Annotated in this window: 25 protein-coding genes; 12 read left to right on the plus strand and 13 right to left on the minus strand. The window is 65.4% G+C overall.

The window, feature by feature from the left end; genetic code table 11:
- Window positions 1–6: 6 nt before the first annotated feature.
- The 3 genes from EJP67_RS20140 to EJP67_RS20150 all read right to left on the minus strand — a co-directional run bounded on the left by EJP67_RS20140 (window position 7) and on the right by EJP67_RS20150 (window position 3,204).
- Window positions 7–1,506, minus strand: a complete 1,500-nt coding sequence (locus EJP67_RS20140) for a carotenoid oxygenase family protein (protein WP_126023469.1) — start codon at window positions 1,504–1,506, stop codon at window positions 7–9.
- Between the two features lie 18 nt (window positions 1,507–1,524).
- On the minus strand, window positions 1,525–1,962 hold the full coding sequence (locus EJP67_RS20145; protein ID WP_126023470.1) for a DUF2141 domain-containing protein: 438 nt from the start codon (window positions 1,960–1,962) through the stop codon (window positions 1,525–1,527).
- Between the two features lie 126 nt (window positions 1,963–2,088).
- Entirely contained in the window at window positions 2,089–3,204 is a 1,116-nt protein-coding gene (locus EJP67_RS20150) for an AI-2E family transporter (protein WP_126023471.1), read from the minus strand.
- Between the two features lie 428 nt (window positions 3,205–3,632).
- Here EJP67_RS20150 and EJP67_RS20155 point away from each other — a divergent pair, with 428 nt between their 5' ends.
- The 7 genes from EJP67_RS20155 (at window position 3,633) to EJP67_RS20180 (ending at window position 11,087) form a co-directional block, all read left to right on the plus strand.
- On the plus strand, window positions 3,633–8,531 hold the full coding sequence (locus tag EJP67_RS20155; RefSeq protein WP_240650714.1) for an RHS repeat-associated core domain-containing protein: 4,899 nt from the start codon (window positions 3,633–3,635) through the stop codon (window positions 8,529–8,531).
- Window positions 8,513–8,887 (plus strand): hypothetical protein, encoded by a 375-nt coding sequence (locus EJP67_RS20160; protein ID WP_126023472.1) that lies wholly within the window; start codon window positions 8,513–8,515, stop codon window positions 8,885–8,887. Before EJP67_RS20155 ends, EJP67_RS20160 begins: the two co-directional genes overlap by 19 nt.
- 47 nt (window positions 8,888–8,934) lie before the next feature.
- Window positions 8,935–9,168, plus strand: a complete 234-nt coding sequence (locus EJP67_RS33970; protein ID WP_240650715.1) for an RHS domain-containing protein — start codon at window positions 8,935–8,937, stop codon at window positions 9,166–9,168.
- Window positions 9,165–9,608: an RHS repeat-associated core domain-containing protein gene (locus EJP67_RS33975; protein WP_240650716.1), complete on the plus strand. Its 444-nt coding sequence runs from the start codon at window positions 9,165–9,167 to the stop codon at window positions 9,606–9,608. Before EJP67_RS33970 ends, EJP67_RS33975 begins: the two co-directional genes overlap by 4 nt.
- Before the next feature lie 88 nt (window positions 9,609–9,696).
- Window positions 9,697–10,128, plus strand: coding sequence for a hypothetical protein (locus tag EJP67_RS20170; protein ID WP_126023473.1), 432 nt, complete (start codon window positions 9,697–9,699; stop codon window positions 10,126–10,128).
- Window positions 10,129–10,384: 256 nt separating this feature from the next.
- A complete protein-coding gene (locus EJP67_RS20175; protein ID WP_240650717.1) occupies window positions 10,385–10,717 on the plus strand; it encodes a hypothetical protein in 333 nt (110 codons plus the stop codon).
- Between the two features lie 91 nt (window positions 10,718–10,808).
- Complete coding sequence (locus tag EJP67_RS20180; protein WP_126023475.1) at window positions 10,809–11,087, plus strand: DUF7710 domain-containing protein; 279 nt, start codon at window positions 10,809–10,811, stop codon at window positions 11,085–11,087.
- A 247-nt stretch (window positions 11,088–11,334) separates the two neighbouring features.
- On the opposite strand, the gene EJP67_RS20185 is transcribed toward EJP67_RS20180, so the two are convergent.
- The 3 genes from EJP67_RS20185 to EJP67_RS20195 form a co-directional block, all read right to left on the minus strand.
- A complete protein-coding gene (locus tag EJP67_RS20185) occupies window positions 11,335–12,042 on the minus strand; it encodes a GntR family transcriptional regulator (RefSeq protein WP_126023476.1) in 708 nt (235 codons plus the stop codon).
- Window positions 12,043–12,071: 29 nt separating this feature from the next.
- The gene (locus EJP67_RS20190; protein WP_126023477.1) at window positions 12,072–13,403 is read right to left on the minus strand and encodes a C4-dicarboxylate transporter DctA; all 1,332 of its coding nucleotides are present in this window, start codon (window positions 13,401–13,403) and stop codon (window positions 12,072–12,074) included.
- Window positions 13,404–13,589: 186 nt separating this feature from the next.
- A complete protein-coding gene (locus EJP67_RS20195; RefSeq protein ID WP_240650718.1) occupies window positions 13,590–14,408 on the minus strand; it encodes a metallophosphoesterase family protein in 819 nt (272 codons plus the stop codon).
- A 96-nt stretch (window positions 14,409–14,504) separates the two neighbouring features.
- On the opposite strand from EJP67_RS20195, the gene EJP67_RS20200 reads away from it, so the two are divergent.
- Entirely contained in the window at window positions 14,505–15,407 is a 903-nt protein-coding gene (locus EJP67_RS20200) for a nucleotidyltransferase (RefSeq protein ID WP_126023478.1), read from the plus strand.
- Between the two features lie 6 nt (window positions 15,408–15,413).
- Here the strand turns inward: EJP67_RS20200 and EJP67_RS20205 are convergent, their stop codons facing one another.
- The 5 genes from EJP67_RS20205 to EJP67_RS20225 all read right to left on the minus strand — a co-directional run bounded on the left by EJP67_RS20205 (window position 15,414) and on the right by EJP67_RS20225 (window position 17,424).
- Entirely contained in the window at window positions 15,414–15,851 is a 438-nt protein-coding gene (locus EJP67_RS20205; protein WP_126023479.1) for a PPC domain-containing DNA-binding protein, read from the minus strand.
- A gap of 30 nt (window positions 15,852–15,881) precedes the next feature.
- Entirely contained in the window at window positions 15,882–16,220 is a 339-nt protein-coding gene (locus EJP67_RS20210; RefSeq protein ID WP_126023480.1) for a hypothetical protein, read from the minus strand.
- 30 nt (window positions 16,221–16,250) lie between these two features.
- On the minus strand, window positions 16,251–16,676 hold the full coding sequence (locus EJP67_RS20215; RefSeq protein ID WP_126023481.1) for a CBS domain-containing protein: 426 nt from the start codon (window positions 16,674–16,676) through the stop codon (window positions 16,251–16,253).
- Window positions 16,677–16,745: 69 nt separating this feature from the next.
- Window positions 16,746–16,958: a hypothetical protein gene (locus EJP67_RS20220; protein ID WP_126023482.1), complete on the minus strand. Its 213-nt coding sequence runs from the start codon at window positions 16,956–16,958 to the stop codon at window positions 16,746–16,748.
- A gap of 34 nt (window positions 16,959–16,992) precedes the next feature.
- The gene (locus EJP67_RS20225; protein WP_126023483.1) at window positions 16,993–17,424 is read right to left on the minus strand and encodes a hypothetical protein; all 432 of its coding nucleotides are present in this window, start codon (window positions 17,422–17,424) and stop codon (window positions 16,993–16,995) included.
- Between the two features lie 298 nt (window positions 17,425–17,722).
- On the opposite strand from EJP67_RS20225, the gene EJP67_RS20230 reads away from it, so the two are divergent.
- On the plus strand, window positions 17,723–18,010 hold the full coding sequence (locus tag EJP67_RS20230) for a hypothetical protein (protein ID WP_126023484.1): 288 nt from the start codon (window positions 17,723–17,725) through the stop codon (window positions 18,008–18,010).
- Window positions 18,011–18,029: 19 nt separating this feature from the next.
- On the opposite strand, the gene EJP67_RS20235 is transcribed toward EJP67_RS20230, so the two are convergent.
- On the minus strand, window positions 18,030–18,419 hold the full coding sequence (locus EJP67_RS20235; RefSeq protein ID WP_126023485.1) for a DUF427 domain-containing protein: 390 nt from the start codon (window positions 18,417–18,419) through the stop codon (window positions 18,030–18,032).
- Window positions 18,416–18,964 carry a hypothetical protein gene (locus EJP67_RS20240; RefSeq protein WP_126023486.1) on the minus strand — a complete coding sequence of 183 codons (549 nt, stop codon included), beginning with the start codon at window positions 18,962–18,964 and terminating at the stop codon, window positions 18,416–18,418. Before EJP67_RS20240 ends, EJP67_RS20235 begins: the two co-directional genes overlap by 4 nt.
- A gap of 453 nt (window positions 18,965–19,417) precedes the next feature.
- Between EJP67_RS20240 and EJP67_RS20245 the strand changes: the two genes are divergently transcribed.
- From EJP67_RS20245 to EJP67_RS20255, 3 genes are read left to right on the plus strand one after another with little or no spacing between them, the layout of a single operon-like run.
- A complete protein-coding gene (locus tag EJP67_RS20245) occupies window positions 19,418–20,596 on the plus strand; it encodes an HlyD family secretion protein (protein ID WP_240650719.1) in 1,179 nt (392 codons plus the stop codon).
- Window positions 20,597–20,618: 22 nt separating this feature from the next.
- Window positions 20,619–21,935, plus strand: coding sequence for a hypothetical protein (locus EJP67_RS20250; RefSeq protein WP_240650720.1), 1,317 nt, complete (start codon window positions 20,619–20,621; stop codon window positions 21,933–21,935).
- Window positions 21,923–25,324, plus strand: coding sequence for an efflux transporter outer membrane subunit (locus EJP67_RS20255; protein ID WP_126023488.1), 3,402 nt, complete (start codon window positions 21,923–21,925; stop codon window positions 25,322–25,324). Before EJP67_RS20250 ends, EJP67_RS20255 begins: the two co-directional genes overlap by 13 nt.
- Window positions 25,325–25,353: the final 29 nt, after the last annotated feature.

The raw sequence follows: 25,353 nt of genomic DNA on the forward strand, positions 1-25,353 counted from the left end.
AGGGCTTCAGGCCGCCACGAAGGCGCCGTGCAGCCCCAGCGGCAGGGCATAGGGCAGCGTGGCCTGCGCCACCGGGCCTGCCGCGAGATTGTCGGCCGCGAAGCACGAGAGCACCGTCTTCTGCCGCCCGAAGTCGAAGGCCGTGCCCAGCACCCAGCCGGGCCTGGAGCCGTCGGGCACGAAGACGTGCTCTTCCACCATGGTCTGCGCGCCGTAGCTGAAGCGCTGGCTGCGGCCGGTTTCCACGTCGGTGCGCGCGACCGCGCCGAAGCCGGGCAGGTCGCGCCGGATCTGCGTGGCGTGCACCACCTGGCGATGCCGCAGGCCGACGCGCCGCGGATCGATGCGCGGGAACTCGGCCTCCTGCGCCAGCGCCGTCTGCGTGGCCCGTCCCCCGGACAGGTTCAGCGTGGCGACCGTCAGGTGCGGCTCGGTGGTCTTCACGCGGCGGGCGCGCATCACTTCGCGGTTGCTGATGAACACCGAATCGGAGTTCTCCGAGCGCACGTAGTCGATGTGGATCTGCGTGCCGCGCGGCGTGTCTTCCTCCCAGGCGTTGCCGACGTGGAACAGGAAGCCAGCCGGCAGCGCGAGCATCTGGCGGCGTTCCCAGTTCTGCTTGTCGACCACCAGCGCGCGCATGCCGAGTTCGGGCCGCCAGACGTGCGCATCCAGGAAGGTGGCGCCGGCTTCCTTGCGCTTGCCGTCGTAGACCAGCGGCGGCAGCAGGAACACCAGGTGCCGCTCGGTCACGGCGAAGTCGTGGACCATCGGCATGTCGGCCACCGGCACCACAGCGGCGCGACGCAGCGTGCCTTCGGGCGCGATCTCGTACAGCGCCAGCAGGCCCTGGCCGGAGCTCACGCCGAAATTCCACACCGTGCCGTCCGGATCGATCTTGGGATGGGCCGAGAACGGCATGCCCGCGAGATCGGGGCGCCAGGTCTTCACGCCCAGCGTGTCGAGCGTGCTCGCGTCGATGCGGGTGGCCGAGCCGCCTTCCCACAGCGCCAGCACCTCGCCGCCCATCGGCAGCACGCTGGTGTTGGCGACGTTGATGCTGTCGGCCGAGGTCGGCGGCTCGACGCCCGGTGGCGTGGTGCCGAAGGCCTCGAACAGGCGGCGGCCCGCTTTCGTCTCGGCCACGCGCTTGGGCGTGGCGACGTAGCGGCCCTGGTGCCGCACGTCGGTGCCCTCGATCACGAAGCGGTGCACCATGCCGTCGCCGTCGAACCAGTGGTGGTAGCGCTCGCCGCCCAGGTCATGGCCGGCCGGGCCGATGCGGAACAGTGTGCCGGCGACGGCATCGGGGAAGCGGCCGCGCACGGTGGCGCGGGTGAGCGGGAAGTCGTTCGGGGGCGTGGCGAAGCCGGTCTTCCAGGGGGCGCCGGAGGCTTCGAACTGGACCTGCCAGTCGTCCGCCGTGCCGGCTGCCCGCGCCAGCGGCGCCAGAAGGGGGAGGGCACCGGCCGAAGCCAGCAGGCGCAGGAGTTCGCGTCGTTCCATGGCTGTCTCCCTTCGTCTTCAGTGCAGGTGGATGACTGTCTGCATGTCGGCCTCGACACTGATCGCCGCCGCGTCGAAGCCGGGCGCCGCGCGGTTGCCCTTGGCATCGTTCGAGAAGCCGTAGCGCTCGGTGGGCATGCCCATGAGGTTGGTGTCGAGCTTGCCGTTGCCGTTCTCGTCGGCGAACACGCGCAGCGCGTAGCGCCCGGGCGCCAGGCCGGTGAACAGCAGGCGGGCCTTGCCCTCGCGCATCGGTGCGGTCTGCGAGGCCACGGGCTTGCCGTCGGTGTAGCTGGCGGCGTCGCCGTACACCGCGACGTAGAGCGTGGCGTCCGCGGCCGGGCCGTCGGCGACGCTCAGGCTCAGGTCGGCGGCGAGGGCGCCCAGGGGCGCGAGGATCGCGGCCGCGCACAGGGCGCGCACGGCGGGGCGGAACGGGGGAAGGCGGAGTTGCATGACGGGCCTCGTTGGTTGTTGGAGGCCCGACGATCCCGCAGGCCGGGCGCGGCGCCCAGCCTCATGCGACGGAATGCGGGATTGCGCGCGCGAAATGCGCGCGGCGGGGAGCGGACGGCGCCGGCTTCAGCCGGCTTTTTCGTCCTTGGCGACTTGTCTGGGCTGTGCGTCCTCGGCCTGCTCGTGCCCTGGGCCCACATGGCCGGAGTCGGCAAAGAGGCTCCATGCCGCCATGAACAGCGCCGCGATGACCGGCCCGATCACGAAGCCGTTGATGCCGAAGATCGCCATGCCGCCGATGGTCGACATCAGCACGATGTAGTCGGGCATCTGCGTGTCCTTGCCCACCAGCACGGGGCGCAGGATGTTATCGACCAGGCCGATGACGAACACGCCCACGAAGATCAGCACGCCGCCTTGCCAGAAATGCCCCGTGGCCAGGAAGTAGATGGCCACCGGCCCCCAGATCAGCGCCGCGCCCACGGCCGGCAGCAGCGAAAGAAATGCCATCAGCACCGCCCACAGCAGTGCGCCCTGCACGCCGAGGAACCAGAAGGCCAGCCCGCCTAGCGCGCCCTGCGCGACCGCCACGGCCACGTTGCCCTTGACCGTGGCGCGGATCACGGTGGTGAACTTGTTCAGCAGGTAGTGCGTGTGGGGCTTGGCCAGCGGCAGCGCGTCGCGCATCCGCTTGGAAAGGTCGGAGCCGTCGCGCACCAGGAAGTACAGCAGGTACAGCATCACGAAGAAGCTGACGATGAAGTCGAAAGTGTTCTGGCCGATGGCCAGTGCCTGGCTCGCGATGATCTGGCTGGCCTGCCCGGCGGCCGCCGAGATGCGTGCCTGCCATGCCGCCATGTCGCCCAGGTTGAAGCGCTCCACCAGGTTCAGCAGCCACTGCGGCGAGGCGTCGAGGATCTGCTGGAAGTAGGCCGCGAAGTTGATCTGGCCCGAGCGGATGCTCTGTGTGACCAGCGCGATCTCCTGCACCAGCGACACCCCCACCATGGCCAGCGGCAGGATCACGATGAACAGGCAGATCGCCAGCGTCGACAGCGCCGCCGCATTGGGCTTGCCGCGCATCCTCTTCAGCAGCCGCTTGTAGAGCGGCGTGAACAGGATCGCCAGCGCCACGCCCCACAGCACCGCGCCGAAGAACGGCATCAGCACCCAGAGGAAGGCGACGGTCACGGCGGCGAGAAGGGCGAGGAACACGCCGCGCTGGAGTTGGGGTGAGTTCATAAGTGTCTCGGACTGTAGCCGAGCGCAGCGACAGCAGAACCCATTTGCCGGCTTCGGCTCGCTCGAGCGATCGAGGATCTGCTTTCCTGCGTTGGGAATATCGAGACAAATCGCACCAAAGCCCGCTCGTTTATTTCAGATGCCCGCATTCGCGTCGGCTTGCGTCCTAGGATTTTCTGCAAGAAATAAAAGAGGGAGGTGAGCGTGAGCTCAATTTGCAATTGCAATTCGTGCAGCACGAATTGCTCCGGGATTCCTGTCGTGTCTGCAGGCATTGATTCGGCAATGGTCTTGCACGTCCGGATTCAGAACCCGTCGGCAGAGGCGCCGTAACTCTGCAAGCCGGCAGCCCGATTGCGCGGCCGAGCCTCTTTTCTTTCCCAATTGATCTTCACGAAACAAACAGACGCAGTCAGGGAGACTGGACTATGGGACCAGGCACGCCGCAGCGGCCACCATCGGGCACACATCAAGGCCAGCCCGCACCGACATCCATCGCCGAGCGCGAGCCCCAGACGGCCGTCGCCCCGCTGAACACCATCGCCAAGGAAGACATCGCCGCCGCGAGCAAGGCGGTGGACGAGTGGCTGCGGTCCTTCACCGGCGGCTATGTCACGCTCGACCGGCTGACCACGGTGCTGGGCAGCATCCCCATCGTGGGCAACATCATGGCGCTGGTGGATGTGTTTCTCGACATCGTCACCATCCTCGACAAGAAGTCCACCGATGCCGTCACGAGGTTCCTGAACTGGGCGAGCCTCGGCATCAATCTCATCGGCCTGATTCCAGCGCCGCCCACCATGGCCGCTGCGCGCATGAGCCTGCGGCCCACGCTGCACCTCGTCAGGCAGGAGCTGCTGCATGGGGCCAGGAATCTCGGCCAGACCATCGTCACCATCCTGGTGGGGCACCTGAATGCATCCATCGTCGGTGAGCTGGAGACCTTCATCGACGGCGCCATCGCAAGGCTCTCGGGCATTCTGGAAGATTGCGCGAGGCTCTCCGACAGCATCCTGGACAACCTGATCGGCATCCTTCAGCGCGTGCTCGGCGGGCAGGACCTCTTCACCGTCGCCAGGCCGGGTGCCCCCGAAACCAACGACTACGACCCCAGGACCCAAAGCACGTGGAGCGGCATGTGGCGCCGCGCGGTGAAGTACTCCGAGGGCACGGCCAGGCGCGCCGCCAACTACGCCGCAAGGAAGGCCGCAGCCTACCTGCCCGAAAGCGTCAGGGCCAGGGTCAGCGAGGTGATCGAGAGCCTGGTTGCCTTGAAGGCGGACTTCCGCAGGCAACTGACCGACCTCGCCAACCAGGAACTGCAGGGCAGCATCATGTGGCTGCTGCGCCAGCTGCTGTCGGCCATGGCGCAGAAGAAGAGCCTGCGCGCGGCCATCGTGTCGCCAGGTGCAGGTGCCGAAGCAACCAAGAGCAGGCCCGGTACCCGGGTCGAGCACGTACGTGTACAGGCGCCGGCCCACGGCGACCCCGGCTGCAAGAACTGCCCGCTTTCGGGCGCAACGGTCCCTTCGGCAAGCAGGTTCGCCATCAGCCTGGCGACCGGCTGCGAAAGCTTCACCCACGTCGACTTCACACTGGTTGCGCCGTTGCCCATCACCTGGGCGCGCACCTATCGCAGCAATCTTGGCGCTTTCGACGAGGGCACCCTCGGCGCGAGATGGCTCACGCCCTACAGCACGCGCGTGGACATCGCCACACCGACGCAGGGCCCGCGGGCCGGCGAGCCCAGCCTGGTCTATCACGGCGCGGACGGCCGCAGCCATGCCTATCCGCTGCTGGCCGTGGGCCGGAGCTACCGCGATGCCATCGAAGAAGTGACGCTCACGCGGCTGAGCGAGAGGCTGTTGGCCCTGGATTTCGGCAAGCCCGTATCGAGCGGCGAATCCGGCGACTGGCGCGAGGTCTACGAGCTGGTGGATACCTCCGCCCGCAAGGTCGCTACGCAAGGCAGACAGCACTTCCGGCTTGTCGCGCTGCACGCCGGCAAGGAGGCCAGCATCGGCCTGCGCTACGACCATGTGATCGCAGCCACCGGCGAACAGGTCTTGAGCGACATCGTCAGCAAGCAGGGTGATGTCACCGTGGCCCATGTGGGCACTCGCCCCGATGCGAGAAGCGGATTGATCGCCAGCCTGTGGGAGATCAAGGGCGGCCAGGTCGTGCGACAACTCGCCGGCTATGTGCACGGCGCCGAAGGCGACCTCGTCGCGGCCCAGGACGAAAACGGCGAGACCTGGAACTACAGCTACAGCCACCATCTCGTGACCCGGTACACCGACCGCACGGGCCGGGGCATCAACCTCGAGTACGACGGCACCGGCGTCGATGCCAGGGCGGTTCGCGAGTGGAGCGATGACGGGAGCTTCGCCCTCAGGCTCGAGTGGGACAGGAACATCCGCCTGACCTATGCAACTGATGCGCTCGGCGGCGAGACCTGGTACTACTACGACATCCTCGGCTACACCTACCGGATCATCCATCCCGACAAGCGCCAGGAGTGGTTCTTTCGCGATGAGGCGAAGAACATCACGCGCCATGTCCACACCGACGGCAGCACCGACGACTTCAGCTACGACGCCGACGGCAACCTGCGGACCCACACGCGGGCCGACGGCAGCCAGGTGCACTTCGCGCACGACGAGCGCGGACGCATGACGGGCCTGCGCGATGCCGAGGGCGGTGTCTGGAAGCGCGACTACGACGCCGACGGCAACCTCGTCGAAGAGATCGACCCGCTGGGGCACAAGACCGCATACGCCTACGACAAGGCCGGCCGGCCCGTGCGAATCACCGATGCGAAGGGCGGCGTCAAGACGCTGACCTACACGCCGGCGGGCCAGCTTGCCAGCCACACCGATTGCTCGGGCAAGACCACGCGGTGGGAGTACGACGAGCAGGGACGCCTGGTCAAGGCGACCGATGCCATGAGCCAGGGCACCCGGTATCGCTACACGAGCGCGAACGAACGAGGGAAGGCTGCCGCCGCAGCGAACGCCAACCGAACGGGCCGGCTCGAGGAGATCATCCTGCCGGACAACACCAGCGAGCACTTCGTCCATGACGCAGAAGGGCGCCTGCTGGCGCACACCGATGCGCTGGGGCGCAGGACGAGCTACGACTACACGCGCTCCGGCCTCGTGTCCCGGCGCATCGACGCGGCGGGGCATACGCTCAAGTACCGCTGGGACCTGCTCGGACGCTTGAGCGAACTGCATAACGAGAACGGCAGCCGCTACGACTTCCGTTATGACCCCGTGGGCCGTCTGCTGGAAGAAGTGGGCTTCGACCGCAAGACCACACGGTACGGCTATGAAGAGTCCACGGGGGTGCTGTCGGAAGTGGCTGAGGGCGAGCACACCACGCTGCTGCAATTCGATCCGATCGGCCGCCTGATCGAGCGCAGCGCCGGCGGCGATGCAGAGAGCTTCGCCTACGATCGGAACGGCCGCTTGGTCGAAGCCGGCAACAGCGACGCCAGGCTGCAATGGTTCTACGACCCCGCGGGCAACCTGACGCGCGAGCATCAGCACTACCTGCAAGGCGCCCGCACGGCAGTCTGGCAGCACGGCTACGACGAACTCAACCAGCGCGTCGCGACCATCCGCCCAGACGGTCATGTGACTCAGTGGCTCACCTATGGCTCCGGCCACGTGCATGGATTGCTCGTCGACGGTCAGGAGATCCTGGGCTTCGAGCGCGACGACCTGCATCGCGAGATTGCGCGCGCGCAGGGCAACGGACTCACACAGGAGCAGCACTACGACCCGGCCGGCCGATTGCTGGAGCAGCAGCTCTCCCAGACCAGGCGCGGCGCCCTCGGAGCCACCGGCATTCGCCGCAGCTACCAATACGACAAGGCCGGCCAGCTGATCGCCATCGGCGACAGCCGGCGCGGCAACCTCAGCTATCGCTACGACCCGGTAGGGCGACTGCTAGAAGCCAACAGCCGGTTGGGACGGGAGACGTTCGCGTTCGATCCAGCGGGGAACATCGGCAACCCGTCTCCAGACGCGGAAGGCACCGTGCAGCCGGCGAGCCGCGTCACCAATCGTGTTGCCGTTCGCTCGGGTAGCGATGGTCGCAGCATGGCCGGCAAGCTGATGGACAACCTGCTGAAGGACTACGCCGGCACGCGCTACAAGTGGGATGAGCGCGGCAACCTGATCGAGCGCAGCCGCAACGGCGAAAAGACGGTGTTCACCTGGGACGGCTACAACCGGATGCGAAGCGCCGAGACCTTCGGCGAAACCACAAGCTTCAGCTATGACCCGCTGGGCCGGCGCATCGCCAAGCGCACACGGCATGCGTGCACCTTGTTCGGCTGGGACGGCGATACGCTGGCGTTCGAGAGCACGCAGAGCGCCGAGGGCTGGCAGGAGGGTGGCTGGCTTGGCGACAGCGTTCACTACATCCATGAACCCGGCTCGTTCGTGCCGCTGGTGCAGATCCGGCAGGCCCAAGCCGTCGTGTTGAGCCGGACTACGGATGTGAAGGCACTGATGGCCGACAACGGCGGGCGCTACGACATCGAGCTGGACCCGCTATGGAACGGGGAGCAGAGCCGAACACCTGCGCCGTTCAGCAAAGAGGAAATCGCCTTCTACCAGTGTGACCATCTGGGCACGCCGCAGGAGCTGACGGATCATGAGGGGCGCGTGGCGTGGTCGGCGAGCTACAAGGCTTGGGGGGAGGCGAGGCAGGCGATCAGTGAGGCTGGACGGCGGGCTGGCTTTCGAAACTCCATCCGCTTTCAAGGTCAGTACTGGGATGAAGAGACGGGGCTGCATTACAACCGGTATCGCTATTACGATCCGCTGGTAGGGAGGTTCGTAAGCAGCGATCCGATCAAATTGGCGGGTGGAATCAATCTCCAACATTACGCGCCGAACCCGCTCGAATGGATTGATCCGTTGGGTCTGGTTGGGAAATCCATCCCGAATGGAACGTCTGTCAATCGTATTGGTGGTAATTCGATAGAGAATTTGCGGCTAAAACCTGGCGAGAAAAATCTGAATCCGCCAGGAATTTCGGTGCTTCACAGCTGCTGCCCCTGCACGGCATCAACTCAGATGAGAGATGCTTTTCCTCGGGCGACAGGACTGCAGCAAGCTGCAGGTACTATAGCCTCTGGAACTTCAGATCAAATAAGAAATTCCGGCTTCGATGTTATCTCTGACCCAACAGGCAAATTTCCAAATCATGCGCGAATAGTGCACCCACATGGTACTGAAGGGTTCAACGATGAGAATCTTCGAAGTCTTTCCAGCGCACTTGGAGTTCAAACATCATGTCCTCTGAAGAAATGAATTTTGATCTTTTGGATTTTGCTTTTGTTGACTTGGGAGTCATATCGATTAATTCTTTGGAGAATGGAATCTATATTGGAAAATTTTCTCCAAATGATTCTTTTGAAAAATATAAAGCCATATTTTTGGAGTATGAGCTACTCGTTGAGTCTCAGCAATTTTCAGCGGTTGATGAGATGGATTTGAAATTTGCAAGCATGGGTTTTTTTGTGATTTCTAAGAATCATAAGAGTGCTGCTTGTGAGATTTTTGATCTACAAATCATGGGGGGCAATATTTCCTTTCGAATGGCATCTTCGGATTTAGGTTTGAAGGCTGATGTCAATAATCGGCGTCCATTGCATCCAAGAACCTGACTTATTCGTGCCGCTGGCGCTGATCCGGCAAGGCCCAAGCAGTTGGGTTGAGCCGGACGACAGATGCGAGAGCGTTGAGGGCCGACAAAGGCGAACGCTTCGCCATCGAGCTGGACCTGTTATGGAACGGAGAACAGAACCGAGCACCTGCGCCGTTCAGCGAGGAAGAAATCGCCTTCTACCAGTGCGACCATTTGGGCACGCCGCAAGAGCTGACGGATCATGAGGGGCGTGTGGCGTGGTCGGCGAGCTTGGGGGGAGGCGCGGCAGGCGATCAGTGAGGCTGGACGGCGGGCTGGCTTTCGAAACTCCATCCGCTTTCAAGTACTGGGATGAAGAGACGGGGCTGCATTACAACCGGTATCGGTACTACGACCCACTGTCAGGTCGATTTGTTTCCGGCGACCCGATCAAGCTTTCTGGCGGATTCAACCTTCATCTCTTTGCTCCTAGTCCCATTGGCTGGGTAGATCCTCTTGGGCTGCAGGCAGGAAAAAGACGCAAACACCCAGAATCGAAGATGGAAACCACAAAGAAGGTTGGCAGCATATCGACGAGCGGCATATCACAGGAAACTCACCCGATGGCCCTGGCTACCTTTTTGCACCGGGTACAACAAGAGCGCAAGTTCAATGTCTTTGTGAGTTGCTTGTGCAAAAAGGATCGAGAACCAGCGATCCTGCTCGAACAATTCAAGCATATGAAAAAAGAACGACCGTAAATGGTAAGAGAACACGCTATCGAGCCATCTTTGATTCAAAGGATGGAAATAGGGAAATTACCGCTTTTCCGGTGGAGAGTGAGTGAAGATGAAGGTTTCGTTTTCTAGGATAGATCCAGACTCCGCGCCTGGAGGTTTTGATATGGGAGATATCCTGATCGAAGCTGAAGGTAAAAAAATATCATCTCAAGGAAGTTCTCAAAATTTGATGATGATTTATATAGCACTTTCTGATTTGATGTTTGGGGTTTTGGGGCTGAATGGTGCGCGTGGCGACTCCAATTTTGTAGGAGTGGATTCTTCTTTTTCGGTTTACTTTAAATCCAAAGGAAGTGTGCTTGAGATTTCGCAGAAAAAAGGATTAAAAATGACCTGCAAAAAAATTGATTTCTTGAATGCCCTATGTTCCGGTGTGGGGGAGTTTCTTGCGTCAGGAAATGATTTGAAGTTTTCTGATTCGGTACGCTCTGATCTTCATGTCGCTTTGGGGAAGCTGATACAGGCCAAATCAAGAAATTAGAATTATTGAAGATTTTGTTCTGCGGCGTTGTTCGTGGGGTGACAGTGTTCATTGCACCCATGAGCCTTGCTCGTTCGCGGGGCGTTGATAGGTGAGGGATAAAAAGCGGCAGAGGGTGTCCCGAAACGACTACACAAGCAACCGTTTATCGAGGTGAAAACGGAGAAATTCGAACGGCATTCCCGCAGCTTCCAACGCCTTAAGCATGCAGATCTTCCCTGACTACATTTCCAAATTGAACTACTGCTTGCACGTCATGAGCGATGACGAGCTGGATGATTTCTATATCAACGATGGTGGCTGCCGCGCCAATCTGCTTGATGTGATGAAGGCCGACTTCGAGCATTTCGGACCGGAGAGCCAACAGCGAGTACTGGATGCTATTGAGTTCATTCTGTCATCGGGCAATATCGAAAAATACTGGCGCGCCGTGGTGCCTCATGAGGTGCCTCTAGATGAAGTGGAAGACAAACCGGGCTACTTGCGATCGCTCTACGAAAAGCTGACGGGGCGTTTGCTGTCGCCAAGAGGCTTTGGGTCTGATGTGGAAATAGTCTATGGGCGTCACAGCATTGACACTCGCCTTTAATCGGGCAGCCGCTACAGGTGAGAGAAGCGATGCATCTGATCGAGCGTAGCCGCAACGGCGAGGAGACGGAAAATTTACCCGAGGAATGTGTATGACTGGACTTAAGGAGGTTTGGGTTTTCAGTGGGGTGAACGCAAAATTCCCTGCAGCGGTTTTTGATGTCAAGGAAGATGCTTTGGGTTGGATAAAAAAGAATAGATTAACTGGTGTTTTGACTAAATATCCAGTGGGAATTTCGGTTTATGAGTGGGCGATTGAAATCGGCAATTTCAAAGTGAGGTCAGGGAGGGATTCGACCCCTGAGTTCATTGGAAAATTTTCGAGTGCAGCGCAAGAGCATATGCATTTCGAAGATGGAAATTTCGATTGATTTTTTGCGCGGAATCCGTTCAATTGAATTGATCCAACTGGCTTTGACCGACAACCGGTTAACCGGCGTGCAGAGAGAATCTGGTAGGGCAGATTTTCGAAAGCTATTCCGCTCAGGACTGGTGTCGGAATAAAACGAAGGGACCGCACTGCAGCCGACATCAGTATTGCGACCGGCTGTCAGGCCGACTTGTTTCTATCGACCTCCGGCCGCACCGGCACCGCGAATGTGCGTGGCCGAAAGCGTCTCACCGCCGCGCGCGCGGCAGCGCCACCGGCGCCAGCGTGACCTTCAGCCGGCTGGTCGCATCCGGCTCGGCCGCAGCATCCACTTCCAACGCTCGTTCGACATTGCCGATGTGCTCCAGCATCAGCCGCCGCGCCCCGGCCGTGTCCCCGGCCTCCAGCGCCGCGACGATGGCGCCGTGCTCCGCGCACGACTGCCCGGCTTCATGCTTGGACTGGTAAAGCGTGGCCGCCAGCGTGGTGCGTGCCGTGAGGTCGCGCAGCACGTCGACCAGCAGCTGGTGCCCCATCTGCTCGGCCAGGCAGACGTGGAAGTCGGCCAGCAGGAAAGCGCGGGTGGCGGCGTCGGCGCCCTCGATGGCGCGTTGTTCGTCGGCGATGTGGTCGCGCAGCTTGCGGATCACCTTCGCGAGCGGCCGGCCTTCGCTGGCCTCGAGGATGCCGGCCTCGACGATGCGCCGGGCCGAGAAGGCGTCGCGCGCTTCCTCGGCCGAGGGCTCCACCACATACCAGCCGCGGCGCGACTGCACTTCGACGAAACCGCGTGCCTGCAGTTGCATCAGCGCCTCGCGCACCATGGTGCGGCTTACCGAGAAGTTCTCCGCCAGCGCCTGCTCGCCCAGCCGTTCGCCCGGCGCGAGCTTCTGCGCGAGGATGGCCTCGACGACGCGTTCGGCGATGACGGTGGGGCTGACGTCGGGGGCGGGCATGTTGATGGTCCGGCTTCTTTCTCTATCAATTAGTGTGCCGCGGTGTTTACCACGGGCCTGGCCCCGGATTCGGCTTCGGCCAGCGGCTCGTCGTCGGGCGAATAGTTGCCGTCGAGCACCGCGTGGGCGCGTTCGCGGTCGATGTCGCCTTCCCAGGCGGCGATGGCGACGGTCGCCACGCAGTTGCCGATCAGGTTGCCCAGCGCGCGGGCGATGCCCATGAACCAGTCGACCGACAGCACCAGCACCAGCCCGATGGCGGGAATCGCCGGAATCGCGTGCAGCGTGGCCGCGAGCACCACGATGGCCGAGCCGGGCACGCCGTGGGCGCCCTTGGAGGTGACCAGCGCGATTGCCAGAATGGTCAGCAGGTCGGCCATCGAGATCGGCGTGTTGGTGGCCTGTGCGATGAACACGGCCGCCAGCGTGATGTAGATCGAGAAGGCGTCGAGGTTGAACGAGTAGCCCGTGGGAATCACCAGGCCCACCGTCGAATCGCGGATGCCCATGCGGCGCAGCTTGGCCATGACCTGCGGCAGCACGCTGTCGGAAGAGGTGGTCGCAAAAACGATGGTGAGCTCCTCGCGCAGGTAGCGCAGCAGCTTGATCAGGCTGAAGCCCGACATGCGCATCACCAGCCCCAGCACCACGAACACGAAGACCAGCACTGCGCCGTAGAAGAGCGCCACCAGCATGCCCAGTTGCTTGAGCGAGCCGATGCCGTATTGGCCCACCGTGAACGCGATGGCACCCAGCACGCCCAGCGGCGCCAGCTTGATGATGATGCCCATGATCTTGAAGAGCACCAGCGACGTTGCGTCGATCACCGCCGCCACCGGCTTGCCGCGATCGCCCAGCAGCGTGAGCGCGCAGCCGAAGAGCACCGCGAACAGCAGCACCTGCAGCACGTCGCCGGTGGCGAAGGCGTTCACCACCGTCGTCGGGATGAGCTTCATCAGGAACTCGACCGTGCCGCCGCTCGTGAGCTTGTCGGCGTTCGAGGCATAGGCGCTCATCGCGGCCGGGTCGAGCTTCGACGGGTCGACGTTCATGCCCGTGCCCGGCTGGAACACGAAGGCCAGCACCAGGCCCATGGCCAGCGCGATGGTCGTCAGCACCTCGAAGTAGATGAGCGACTTCACGCCCACCCGGCCCACGCGCTTGAGGTCTCCCGCGCCGGCGATGCCATGCACCACCACGCAGAACACCAGCACCGGGATGATCATCTTGATCAGCTTGATGAACCCGTCACCGAGCGGCTTGAGCTTGACGGCGTACTCGGGAGCCAGCAGCCCCCCGAGCACGCCGAGCACCAGCGCGATGACCACCTGACCGAAAAGCGACTTGGCGAAGCGGGGCATGGGGTGTCTCCTGTCTGTCTACCTGCTGTTTGTCTTGCCTGGTTTTTGCATGCAAGCAATGCCATTTCTTGCATGCAAGAAATGTAGGCAAGGTAGCAAGGAGCGCGTCAGAGGGTATTCCCGGGCACGGGACAGGCTGGCAGACGGGGACGTGGCCGGCAGCCGCGCCCGTTGTTGAACGCCAGGTCAGGCGGCGGGGGGCGGTGCCGCTTCTTCGGCTGCCTCGCGCGGCAGCTCGTACAGAAAATATGGCGGCTCGCCCGGCCGGCTGCGCAGCAGCAGCGGCCTCGCCACGTTGTAGACCGGCACGTCGTTGATGGTGCGCGCCTGCAGCGTGCCGCGGTGCGCGTGGCCGTGGAACACGGCATCCATCGGATAGCGCAGCAGCGGCTCTTCGAGCCGGCTGCTGCCGAGAAAAGGAAAGATCTCCACCGGCTCGCCCTGCACCGTGCCGACGATGGGCGAGTAATGCAGCAGCGCGATGCGGCGCCGGGTGCGCAACTTGGCGAGCGCCGACTCGAGCTTCATCGCTTCGTTCAGCGCTTCCTGCACGAAGAGCTTGATCGCCGGCTCGCCCCATGCGCCGAGCGAGCCGCGCCCGAAGCCGCCGCCGAAACCCTTGACTCCGGCGATGCCCACTCCCTCGATCTCGCAGATGGAACCGTCGAGCACGCGCACGCCGGCCTGGGCCAGCACCTCCACCACCTGCCCCGGTGTGCCGGATTCGAAATCGTGGTTGCCCAGCACGGCGACGATGGGAACGGACACGCCGCTCAGTTCCGCGGCGAGGATCCTGGCTTCCTCCGCGGTGCCATAGTCGGTGAGGTCGCCGCACAGAAGCAGCGCGTCGGCCTCGTCGGCGGCCTGCGCGAAGAAGCCGTGCAGCGAGCCTGCAGAGTCGCGATGAACATGGAGATCGCCCACCGCGGCGAAGCGGACGTGAGAAGAAGACTTGGGATGAGCCATGGCGATGCCAGCCTGCGCCAGCACGCGATGCATGCTCATCGGCCCCATCCCGCTGCGCCTGTAGGTGCCGGCCGACGTTCGATGGGGCCGTTCGCGCCGGGCCCGGGTTCGCTCGCGGTACCTACGCTGCCCGACATGGATCACCCGGCCGTTGCAGTTGCCGCAGCAGCAGTTGCTGCTCCCGCTCTCGCGCCTTCGCTCGAGGAGGAGGTCGATCCCCGCGTGGCCGACTTCTACCGGCGGACCTTGCGCGCGCTTGCCAGCGCCGGAATTCCCTTTCTGGTGGGCGGCACTTTCGCCCAGGCCTGCTACACGGGCATCCGCCGCCCGACCAAGGATCTGGACCTCTTCATCCGGCGCGAGGACTACGAGCGCATCGCGCAGCTATTGCTGCAGAAGTACGGCTGGCGCGCCGAGATGCGCCACCCGCACTGGCTGGCCAAGGTGCACGACGGCCGCGAGTTCATCGACCTGATCTTCAATTCGGGCAACGGCCTGTTCCCGGTGGACGAGCGCTGGTTCAGGGGCAACTGCAGTGCCGATGTCCTGGGCGTGCCGGTGCTCGTTGCCAATGCCGAGGACTGCGTGCTGTCCAAGGCTTTCATCATGGAGCGCGAGCGCTTCGACGGAGGCGACATCGCCCACCTGATGCTCGCGTGCGCGGAGCGCCTCGACTGGGCCGGCCTGCTGGAGCGCTTCGGCGTGCACTGGCGGGTGCTGATGGCCCACGTGACGCTGTTCGGCTACATCTATCCCGGCGAGCGCCACCGCATTCCCGCATGGCTGGTCGCCCGCCTGATCGGCCGCCTCGCCGACGAGATGCGCGAGGCGCCGCATCCGGAAGACCACGTCTGCGCCGGCACCCTGCTCTCGCGCGAGCAGTACCTGCCCGACGTGCGCCAGATGGGCTACGTGGACATGCGCCTCACCCCGGCCAGCGGCATGACGCAGGAGGACGTGGCGGCGTGGACCGAGGACATCCAGGCGAAGAAACCGAAGGACGAGGCGAAGGACGATTCGAAGGACGAGGGCGAATGACGCCGCTCAGGCGTCGACGTCGATCAGCGCCAGCCCCGTTTCGCGGTCGCAGGTCTTGCGCAGGTAGCCTGGCGATTCGACCAGCAGCACCTCCAGCGTGGGCTGCACCGTGGCCTGCAGCACGTGGCCGCCGATGGTGCTGCCGCCGCGCCGCCCCAGCACCGCATGCGCGTGCACCTTGGGCCGGTCGCCATCCAGTGCGATGTCGCCGTTGAGCGAAAGCACCTCGACCTGTTCATCGACCGGAATGCGCTCGTAGTCCTTGCGCTCCCAGTCGAAATACCCGAGTTCGGCGGACCGCAGCGCGCCGATGGCGCTGAAGCGGCTGGCGGTCAGTGCGTGCTCTTTCGCGAATCTCTCGAGGATGGGGATGACGTCGTCGCCCTTTTCGAACACGAGAGCGATGGTCCGCTCGGGCTGCTTGTTGAGAATCTTGAACTTCATCTGCGGGAGCTCCTGTGGACGTGACTTGCTTCACCGCCTGCAATCCTCGGTGGACCCCTTGCATGGGCGGTCCGCGCGTGACCGCGGGGGAGGGCCGGCGCGGGGCTTGGTGCGATCGCGCTCGCCCGGCACGGCATCCGCGGGCGGCTTCTCGATCAGGCCCTGGTCTCTGTGCGGCGGAGCGGGCTTCACCAGCCGCGGATCGCCGTTGCCGGGCGGCTTCACGATGATTGCCGGGTCTGCGCCGGGCTGAGCTTCGCCGGTGCCGGCCGGCGGCCGCTGCCCTGCCGCGGGCTGCGCGGCGGCCGGTCCGGCGCACAGCATCAGGGCGCCGGCCACCAGCATGGACTTCGTTGTCAGGGAAGTCATCGAAGCCAGCCTGGAACCGGACTGCGGCACTCAGGCCGGCACCGGCTGCGAAATGCCGCAGAGCGCTTCGGTGGCCGGTTTGGTCTTGCGCTCCTTCACCGCCACGTCGGCGAGCGCGAGGATGCCGACGAGCCGCTTGTCCCGATCGACGATCGGAAGGCGCCTGATCTGGTGCTCGGCCATGATCTGCGCCGCGTGGTCGACCGCGTCGTCCTCGTAGGCCCAACGGATGCCGTCGGACATCACGTCGCGCACCTTGGTGTTGCCGTCATGGCCCTCGGCCACGCCACGGATGGCGATGTCGCGGTCGGAGATCGCGCCGACCATGCGGTCGTTCTCGCCCACCGGCATCATCCCGAAGTCGCCGTCGCGCATGCGCTTCGCTGCTTCGGCGATGGTCGCATCGGGGCTGATGACCTCGACGTCGCGGGTCATCACATCGTTGATCTTTCGCATCTGGAAATCCTTTTCTGAAACGGGCAGCCATGGCTCGCCGCCGGCAAGCTGGCTGCTGGAGAAACCGGGCTATCTGCCCCGGGGAGTTCCGGGAGCCGTTTCGCCCGGTGCGGTCGGCGCAGTGGGTGTGGCCGGCAGTTCCACCGGAACCTCGAAGCGCTTCTGGAGCACGTGGAAGTAGGCGAGCGCGCCCAACAGCGCGATCACCGCCGCCACGATGCCCCACGCGAAGACGCGGCGTTCTTCGCGTTCGGCACCCGGCGGCCGCTGTTCTTCCTTCATGCCCGGCGGAACTGCTGTCGCTGCGCTGCGGGCGCTACTTCTTCATGGCCTTGACTTCGGCCTTGCCCTTGTCCTCGTCGGCCTTGGCCTGCTTCATGCACGCGGACTTGGCGTCGCCCTTCTGGTCGTCGCACTTTTCCTTGGCGATGCTGTAGGCCACCTCGACCTTGGCCTCGGCCACCTTGCGGGCGCCGCTGTCGCTGGGCCTGACCTTCTGGTCGAGTTCGGCCTTGGCGATCTTTTCCTTGCCCTTGGCTTCTTCCACGCAGACGTCCTTTGCGTTGTCCTTCATGGCATCGCAGGCTGCGCGGTCGGCCTTGTAGTCGGCTGCGATCTTGTCGCGGCCGGCCTTGAGTTCGGCGACCGCCGGATCGGCCGCGGGTGCCGTGGGTGCGTTCATCTGCGCATGGGCCGAAAGCGCCGTGAGGCAGGATGCGGCAATGCAGCTGTAGATGAGTTTGTTCATGTCCATCTCCTTGGAACGCCGGCGCTCGTTGCACACAGGATGGAACCGGGAAAAGGATCGGAAAAGGATCGGATAGCTGGTTCACCCGGTTCGGGTTGTCCGGCGCATGAAATCCAGACTAGAAAGCACCGAGGATGAGTCGATAGGACGCTGGGCGATGCGCCCGTCAGTGCATGCTGACGCGCGATGCGGTGACGGACTGTTCTCACGCCGATGCGCTGCGCCTTCCGACCGGCTGCGCTCGTGCGCCGTTCAACATCCGGACAGGGGAAAAACCCGGGACCAGGAAAGGACCCCCATGCAGATGCTCCGGATTTCGAGCGAGCGGCGCGCCCGCCTGCTGGCGGATGGCCTCCTGGCCATCAACGCCAGGAGCCAGGAAGTGCTCCACGGCCTCACCTTCGAGGAATCGCAGTTCCTGATCGACTTCGACGACGACGATGGGGCAGCGGACGACGATCCGTCGCAGGAGCGGCGCAGCGAACTCTCGCTGCGGCACGAGCAGGCGCGGCTGCGGATCGCGACAGCCGACGACGAAAGCAGCGCCGACGAGGAGCAGCGGCCGAGAGCTGCGACGAAGTTCTAGCTCTGGACGTGCAGGGCGCTCATGCGCCGGACCCGACCCGCACGTGGATCTCGGGGAACTTGTCGTCGTAGAACGCGAGCCTCGCCTTCAGGCCCTGGTGCTCATCGTACGGGTCTTCGTAGCTCCACACCGCGTCCTCCAGCCGTCTCTCGCCGAGATTCAGGCTGTAGTAGTGCGCCGTTCCCTTGAACGGGCACTCGGTGGTGGTCTGCGAGCGCGCCAGCTTCTCCATCCGCACGTCGGAGCGCGGGAAGTAGTAGCGGGCGGGAGCGTGGTCTTCGTCCACCCTCACGACATTGTTGGACGTGGCGATGACCACGCCTTCGGCCTCGACTTCCACGGGTTGCTGCAGCCGCGTTTCACGGACCTGGTGGCCGGGATGTTTCCGGTGACCGGGGGATTTGCTCATTTGCTGTTCCTGTCTGGTGCCTGGCCGTTCGGCGCGACGACCGGCGCGGCGGGTTTGTCGGGAAGGGACGCATCGCTGTTCGCGCCGCCCCTGGCCTTGTCAGCGTCGGCCTGCGCCGCGCAGGCGGATCGCTCTGCCGCGCTCCTGAGGTCGTCGCACTTCTTGATGGCCGCCCGGCGGATGGCCTCCTGCCTTGCTGCCTCGGCAGGCTTGTTCGCGTTGCCGTCGCCCTTGGGCTTGGTCGCATCGATTTCCGCCGGCACTGGAAGCGGCGCCTGCTGCGCCGTTGCGTGAACCGCAGCCAGGCAGGCTGCGGCGAGGACGATGAGTTTCTTCAGGTCTGGTCCGGACATGGCGGCCTCCAGAAAGAAAACCAATCTGTGCCTCTGGCGTGTGCACTCATGTCGGACGAATTCACTTCGCGCCGAGCGATTCGGGAGCAGCGAGTGCGTCAGGAGCCGTTCATGTTTGGACGGATCCGTCAGTAACGTTACCGAATATCCGGCCGCCGCGACCTCGCCCTTCGCGCCCGCATCGCGGTGCATCGGCGTCGCGATTTCCGCGCTTCCCTCTGACGCCCAGTGCCGGCTTCGGCCTTGCCTAACGGCTGCGCCACCTCGTCGCCGCGTGACCCTCATGCCGTGGCGATGTAGGACTTTCGCCCGACCGTGCTGTGGCCCAAATGTGAACTTTGCACACTCTGTTTCGCTCCGATGCAGCCAAAAACGGGGGTTCCGCCTTACCTTGATATTGCACTGCAGCAAGCACGCGGACGGCGGAAATACCCGGGATGTTCGCGAACGCGGTGCCTGAGTCTCTTCAACCAGTGGACGCGCGCCGGAGTTCCGACCCTTGCGCACGTTCGTCGCCAAGGGGTGGTCATGCGTGTTTCGAAACTCCGTTCAGTTCTTCCTTCCCGGCGCCCGAGGGGCGCGGCCCGTGCGGCGGTGCGTCCGCCTTCCGGTCCGCGCGGCCGGTTTCGGCAGCGCGGCGCCTTCGTGCCCAAGCTCGCGGCTTATGGCCTGCTGGCGTTCGTGCTTTGGCTGATGGTCTCGACGCTGGTGCAGCCGTTGCTGTCCTCCCAGGCCACCCGGGCGGTGCTGCAGGCGCCCGTGGGGCTCATCACCTCGCCGATCAACGGCGTGGTCACGCAGATGGTGGTGCATGCGCGCGACACGGTCGAGCCGGGCACCGTGGTGGCAACGGTGCGCAACCCGACCATCAACCAGGAGATCCTCACCACGCTGAGTTCGCAGCGCCTCGCGCTGCAGAGCCAGCTCGCGCAGCTGGGCAACCACTTCAAGGCCGACAGCCAGGAGCTGAAGTTCGTCGGGCACGAGGCCAACGTGCACCGCGAGGCTTCGCTGGCGCAGGCTTGGGACTCATGGCAGATCGCGCAGCGCCAGCGCGACGTCGCGCACAGCGTGGTCGAGGAGCAGGAGAACAAGGTCCGGGTCAACAAGGCGCTGCTCGAACAGGGCGCGATCAGCGAGCAGGTGATGAACGCGGCCGAGGCGCAGCTGAACACGGCGCGCGCCAATGCGTCGGTGGCCGAGCAGGCCTTCGCCGGCCAGGCGCAGACGGTGGCCAGCGCGGGGCAGGGCGCCTTCGTGGGCACCGGCGGCAACAGCATCTTCCAGACGCTGGAGAGCCGGCGCGAGGTGCTGCGCAACAGCGTGAATCGCGCAAAGCAGGACGGCACGGCCATCCTCTCGCAGCTCAAGCAGGTGACGGCATTGGAGAACGAGGAGCGCCAGCGGGTGGAGAAGCTCTCGGCCTATGAAGTCAAGGCGAGCCAGCCGGGCCAGGTCCATACCGTGCTGGCGCCCGAAGGCGCCTACGTCACCGCCGGGGCTTCGCTGGTGCGCGTCACCGACTGCCGGCGTCTGGGCGTGGTGGCGGTGTTTCCCGCGCGGGTGGCGAAGCGGCTGAGCATCGGCTCGATGCTCGACGTGAAGCTCGACCAGAACGGCCCAGCAATGCCGGCGCGCGTGCAGCAGCTGCTGCCGGTGGCGTCCGATGCGCTGCAGAGCACCTACAGCGTGCCCTTCCCCTTCGCCGAACAGGGCTCCATCTACGCCGTCGCGGACTTCGAGGGCAACGCGGCGCAGAAGGCCACCGAGGGAAGCAGCCTGTGCGCTCCTGGCAAGGTGGTCGCGGCGAGCCTGCGCTCCTGAGCCGGGATCGAGGGGACGAGCCATGCGAGCGATCCCGATGCTGCGTGCCCTGGCGCTTTGCATGGTTGCCTTGCCCGCGGCAGCCTTTGCCCAGCAGCCCGCAGCGACATCGACTCAGCAGCGCCTCGCGCAGCAAAGCTGCGAGGGCCTGCGCCAGGCGGTCAAGGACGCACAGAAGAGCACCACCAGCGGCCCGCTCTTCCTTGCGAGCTACCGCGTTGCCGGCAACGACCGCGGCTCTGCGCCGCTGGAGCCGGCGCTGGCGAACGCGGCCTACACCTACGACAACGCACTGGCCGGCATCGCGCTGCTCGCATGCGGCGACGCGGCTTCCGCCAGGCGCATCGGCGACGCCGTCGTGCGCGCCATCGAACGCGACCCCAACGCCGCCGACGGCCGCGTGCGCAACGCCTACCGCGCAGGCCCGATGACCGAGGACAAGGCCGCGCTGCCCGGCCGCTGGGACGAGGGCCGCAAGCAGTGGATCGCCGACGCCTACCAGGTGAGCACCGCCACCGGCAACGTGGCCTGGGCCGCGCTGCTGCTGCTGAACCTGTCGCAGGCCGAGCCGACGCCGGCCTATTCGGCGGGCGCGCGCAGGCTGCTCGGCTGGATCGAGCAGCGCACGCGCGCGAAGAACGACCCCGACGGCTACAACGGCGGCTGGTACGGCTGGGACAACGCGCAGCGTGCGCAGACCTGGAAGTCGACCGAGCACAACATCGACATCGCGGTGGCCGCCGCGTGGGCTGCGCGATCGGGTGAGGCGGGTGGGCAGGGCGAGGCCATGCGCCGCCAGGCGCGCACCGCGCTCGATTTCGTCGGCCGCATGTGGAACCCGTCGGAGCAGCGCTTCAACATCGGGACCAAGGAAGACGGCGCGACCATCTCCACCGAAAGCTCGGGCCTGGACGCGCAGCTCTGGCCGCTGCTGGCGGCGACCGACCGCTCCTGCGCCTGGACGGGCGCGCTCGACTGGGCGCAGAAGCACCACAGCTCCGGCGAGGGCTACGGTTTCTCGCGCGATCCCGACGGCATCTGGACCGAAGGCAGCGCGCAGTTCGCCGCGACGCTGGTGGCCCGCAAGGGCTCGGCGCCCGAGGCGCTGTGGCGGCTGCTCGCATCGCAGCGCGCGGACAACGGCCTGTACTACGCCACGCCCAGCGCGCGCATCTCCACGGGGCTGGCCATCGGGCCCGATTCGCCAGGCGCCGACTTCTTCTACTACCACTGGCCGCACCTGGGCGCCACCGCGTGGATCGCGCTGGCCGCCAACGGCTTCAACCCATTCACCGGCAAGACCGCCGCAGCAGGAGCCATTCCATCATGTCCCACCTGATCGCCACGCCGGAGTTCCAGCTCAACGCCCTCGTGGCGGGGCTCGCGCTGCTCCTGATGACGTGGGGCCGTGTCGAGCGCACGGGCCACCGCGCCGTGTTCGGGGCGCTGACCGCGCTGCTGCTCATGCGCTATGCCGTATGGCGCGTGACGGCCACCATGCCGCCCTCGGACCTCGGCTTCGAGACCCTGTTTGCCTGGGTGTTCCTGTTCTTCGAGATGACGGCCGTGGTCTACACGCTGATGTCCATCCACATGCTGGTGCGGCGCCGCGACAACCGGCGGCTCGCCGATCTGGGCGAGGCCGCGCTGCGCGCGCGCGGCGCGGATGTGCCGGCGCTGGACGTGTTCATCTGCACGTACAACGAGGAACTGGCCGTGCTCGAGAAGACCATCATCGCCGCGCAGGCCATCGACTACCCGCGCCTGCAGGTCTGGGTGCTCGACGACACCCGGCGCGACTGGCTGCGCGACTACTGCGCGCGCAGGGGCGTGAACTACGCGCGCCGGCCCGACAACAGCCACGCCAAGGCGGGCAACCTCAACAACGGCCTGCGGCTGTCTGCGCAGACGACCAACGCGCCCTTCATCCTGGTGCTCGACGCCGACTTCGCGCCTCGCCGCCAGATCGCCTGGCGCATGCTCGGGCTCTTCGACGACCCGAAGGTCGGGCTGGTGCAGACGCCGCAGTTCTATTACAACGCCGACCCCATCCAGCACAACCTGCGCGCCACCGACAGCTGGGTCGACGAGCAGCGCGTGTTCTTCGACGTGCTGCAGCCCGCGAAGGATGCGGTCGACTCCGCCTTCTGCGTGGGTACTTCGTTCATCGTGCGCCGCGACCTGATCACGGCCGCGGGCGGCTTCCCGGTGGGCAGCGTGTGCGAGGACATCCACACCACCTACCTGCTGCTGCGCCGCGGCCATGTCACGCGTTGGCTGGGCGAGCGGCTGTCGAACGGGCTGTCCGCCGAGAGCATCGTCGACTACATCAACCAGCGCAGCCGCTGGTGCCTGGGCACGGTGCAGCTCGCGCTGCTGCCGAATGGGCCGCTGCGCGGCAAGGGATACAGCCTTTCGGCGCGGCTGCACTTCCTGCACGGGTTGCTGCACTGGCTGGGCAAGCCCTTCATGGCGCTGATCATGCTGGCGCCCGCGCTGTACTGGTATGCCGACGTGTCGGCCTTCCATGCGACGCCGCAGGCCTTCGCCGCCTACGGGCTGCCGCCGCTCATGATGTTCTGGGCGTACAGCTACTGGATCAGCCAGCGGCGCTGCCTGCCGGTGTTCAGCGAGGTGAGCCAGCTCGTCGCGGCCATGGCCGTCACGGGCACGCTGCTCGCCGCGATGCTCAAGCCCTTCGGCCATCCGTTCAAGGTGACTGCCAAGGGGCTGGACCGATCGAAGACGGTGGTGCACTGGAAACTGGTCGCCGTGTTCGGCGGGCTGCTCGTCGCGCTGCAGCTGGGCGGTGCGACGGCCATCATGACCGGGCCGGCGCTCGCGCCGGGCGACCAGCTCAACCTGGTGTGGACCGGCATCGCGCTCGTCCTGTGCCTCGGCGCGCTCATCGCCTGCGTGGACCTGCCGAGGCCCGATGGCGAGGAGCGATTCCCGTGGCGCGTCGCGACGCGGGTGCGAACGGCGGCGGGCGAGGGCGAGTCGCGCTTCGTCAACATCGCCGCGGACGGCGCCCTGATCGAAGGCGGCGCGCTGCTCAAGCGCCTGCGCGTGGGCCAGCCGCTGGAGGTCTTTGTCGACCCGGTGGGCTGGCTGCCGGCCTTCATCGACCGCCGCAAGCGCGCCAGCGCGGAGTTGCGCTTCGCCGCCACCGAGGCGCAGCGCGAGCAGCTGGTGAGCCATGTCTTCAACGTGCCGCCGAGCCACGTCGCGGTGCAGGTGCGGCCCTGGGGCGCGGCCTCGGCGCTGCTTGCGAGCGCGGGCTTCGGCTCGCCGGGAGCCGGCGTCGTGCGCATGTTCCTGCGGCTTTCGCTCCTCGTGCTGGCGGTGTGCGTGCTGCTGGTGACGAGCGGCTGCAACCTCACGCCGCCGCTCAAGCAGCCCGACCTGACGGTGCCGTCGAGCTGGCCCGCCGGCGCCACCGTGCCCTCGGCGGAGCCCGCCGACTGGCGCGGCTTCGTGCAGGACGACGAGCTGCGAGGCCTGATCGACACCGCCCTGCGCCAGAACCGCGACCTGCGCGTGTATGCGGCGCGTGCGCGCGAAGCGCGAGCGGTCTACGCGGGAAGCCGCGCCTCGCTGTTTCCGGAGCTGGGGCTGTCCGGCAACGCGCAGCGCGCGAAGACCACGCCGCAGGGCTCGCTCAGCCCGGTGGGCAACATTCCGTCGGACGGGCGGGTGTCGAACAGCTTCGATGTCCAGGCCGGCGTGATGTCTTACGAGCTCGACTTCTTCGGCCGCCAGCAGAGCACGGCGCAGCAAAGCGGCTCCCTGGCCGAGGCCGGCGACAAGGACTACGCGGCGGCCCGCATGAACCTGGTGGGCGAGGTGGCCAACGCGTACCTCACGCTGCGCGCCGATCGTGCGCTGCTCGCGCTGGCCGACACCAACGCGGCTTCGCTCTCGGCCAACGCGGACATGATCGGCCGCGCCAAGGCCGTGGGCGGCGCCGCGCAGCTCGACGTGTACCGCGCGCAGTCGCTGCTGCAGAACGCCCGCGTGCGGCAGGAGGAATACCGCATGCGCGTCGCGCAGGACCTGCAGGGGCTGAACGTGCTGGTGGGCCAGCCCGTGCCGCCGGACACCGGCTCCGCGCGGCCCTGGCCCGAGCGCTCCACCCAGTCGGTGGCGGCAGGGCTGCCCTCCAGCCTGCTGCAGCGCCGGCCTGACCTGCTGGCCGCCCGCGCCCGCGTCGAAGCCGCCAACTCGGGCATCGGCGCCGCCAAGGCGGCCATGCTGCCGACCATCTCGCTGACCGCGCTGGCGGGCGGCGTCAGCAACGAGTTCTCGACGCTGCTGAGCAGCGGCAACAGGAGCTGGGCCGGCGTGCTCGGCGTGTCGCTGCCGCTGTTCGACTGGGGGCGCCGCTCGGCCAACGTCACGAGCAACGAAGAGAAGCTCGCGGCCGCGATGGCCTCGTACGAATCGGCCGCGCAGGTGGCCTTCCGCGAGACCGCCAACGCCCTGATCGCCGGCGACCACCTGCGCCCGCAGCTGGAAGCGCAGCAGTTGCGCGTGCAGTCGCTCGAGAAAGTCGCCAGCATCTCGCGCACCCGCTTCCGCAGCGGACTGGAGGACTATTTCTCCAGCCAGGATGCGCAGCGCGAGCTGTACGCCGAGCAGCAGCAGCTGATCGAGCTGCAGCTCAAGGATGCGGTGAACCTCGTTAACCTCTACAAGGCGCTCGGGGGTGGCTGGGGGAGCGCCTGAGGAGGCGCCAGCCGTTCCCGGCTCTCGTC

The organism is Variovorax guangxiensis (genome assembly GCF_003952165.1).
In the GTDB taxonomy this organism is placed as follows: domain Bacteria; phylum Pseudomonadota; class Gammaproteobacteria; order Burkholderiales; family Burkholderiaceae_C; genus Variovorax; species Variovorax guangxiensis.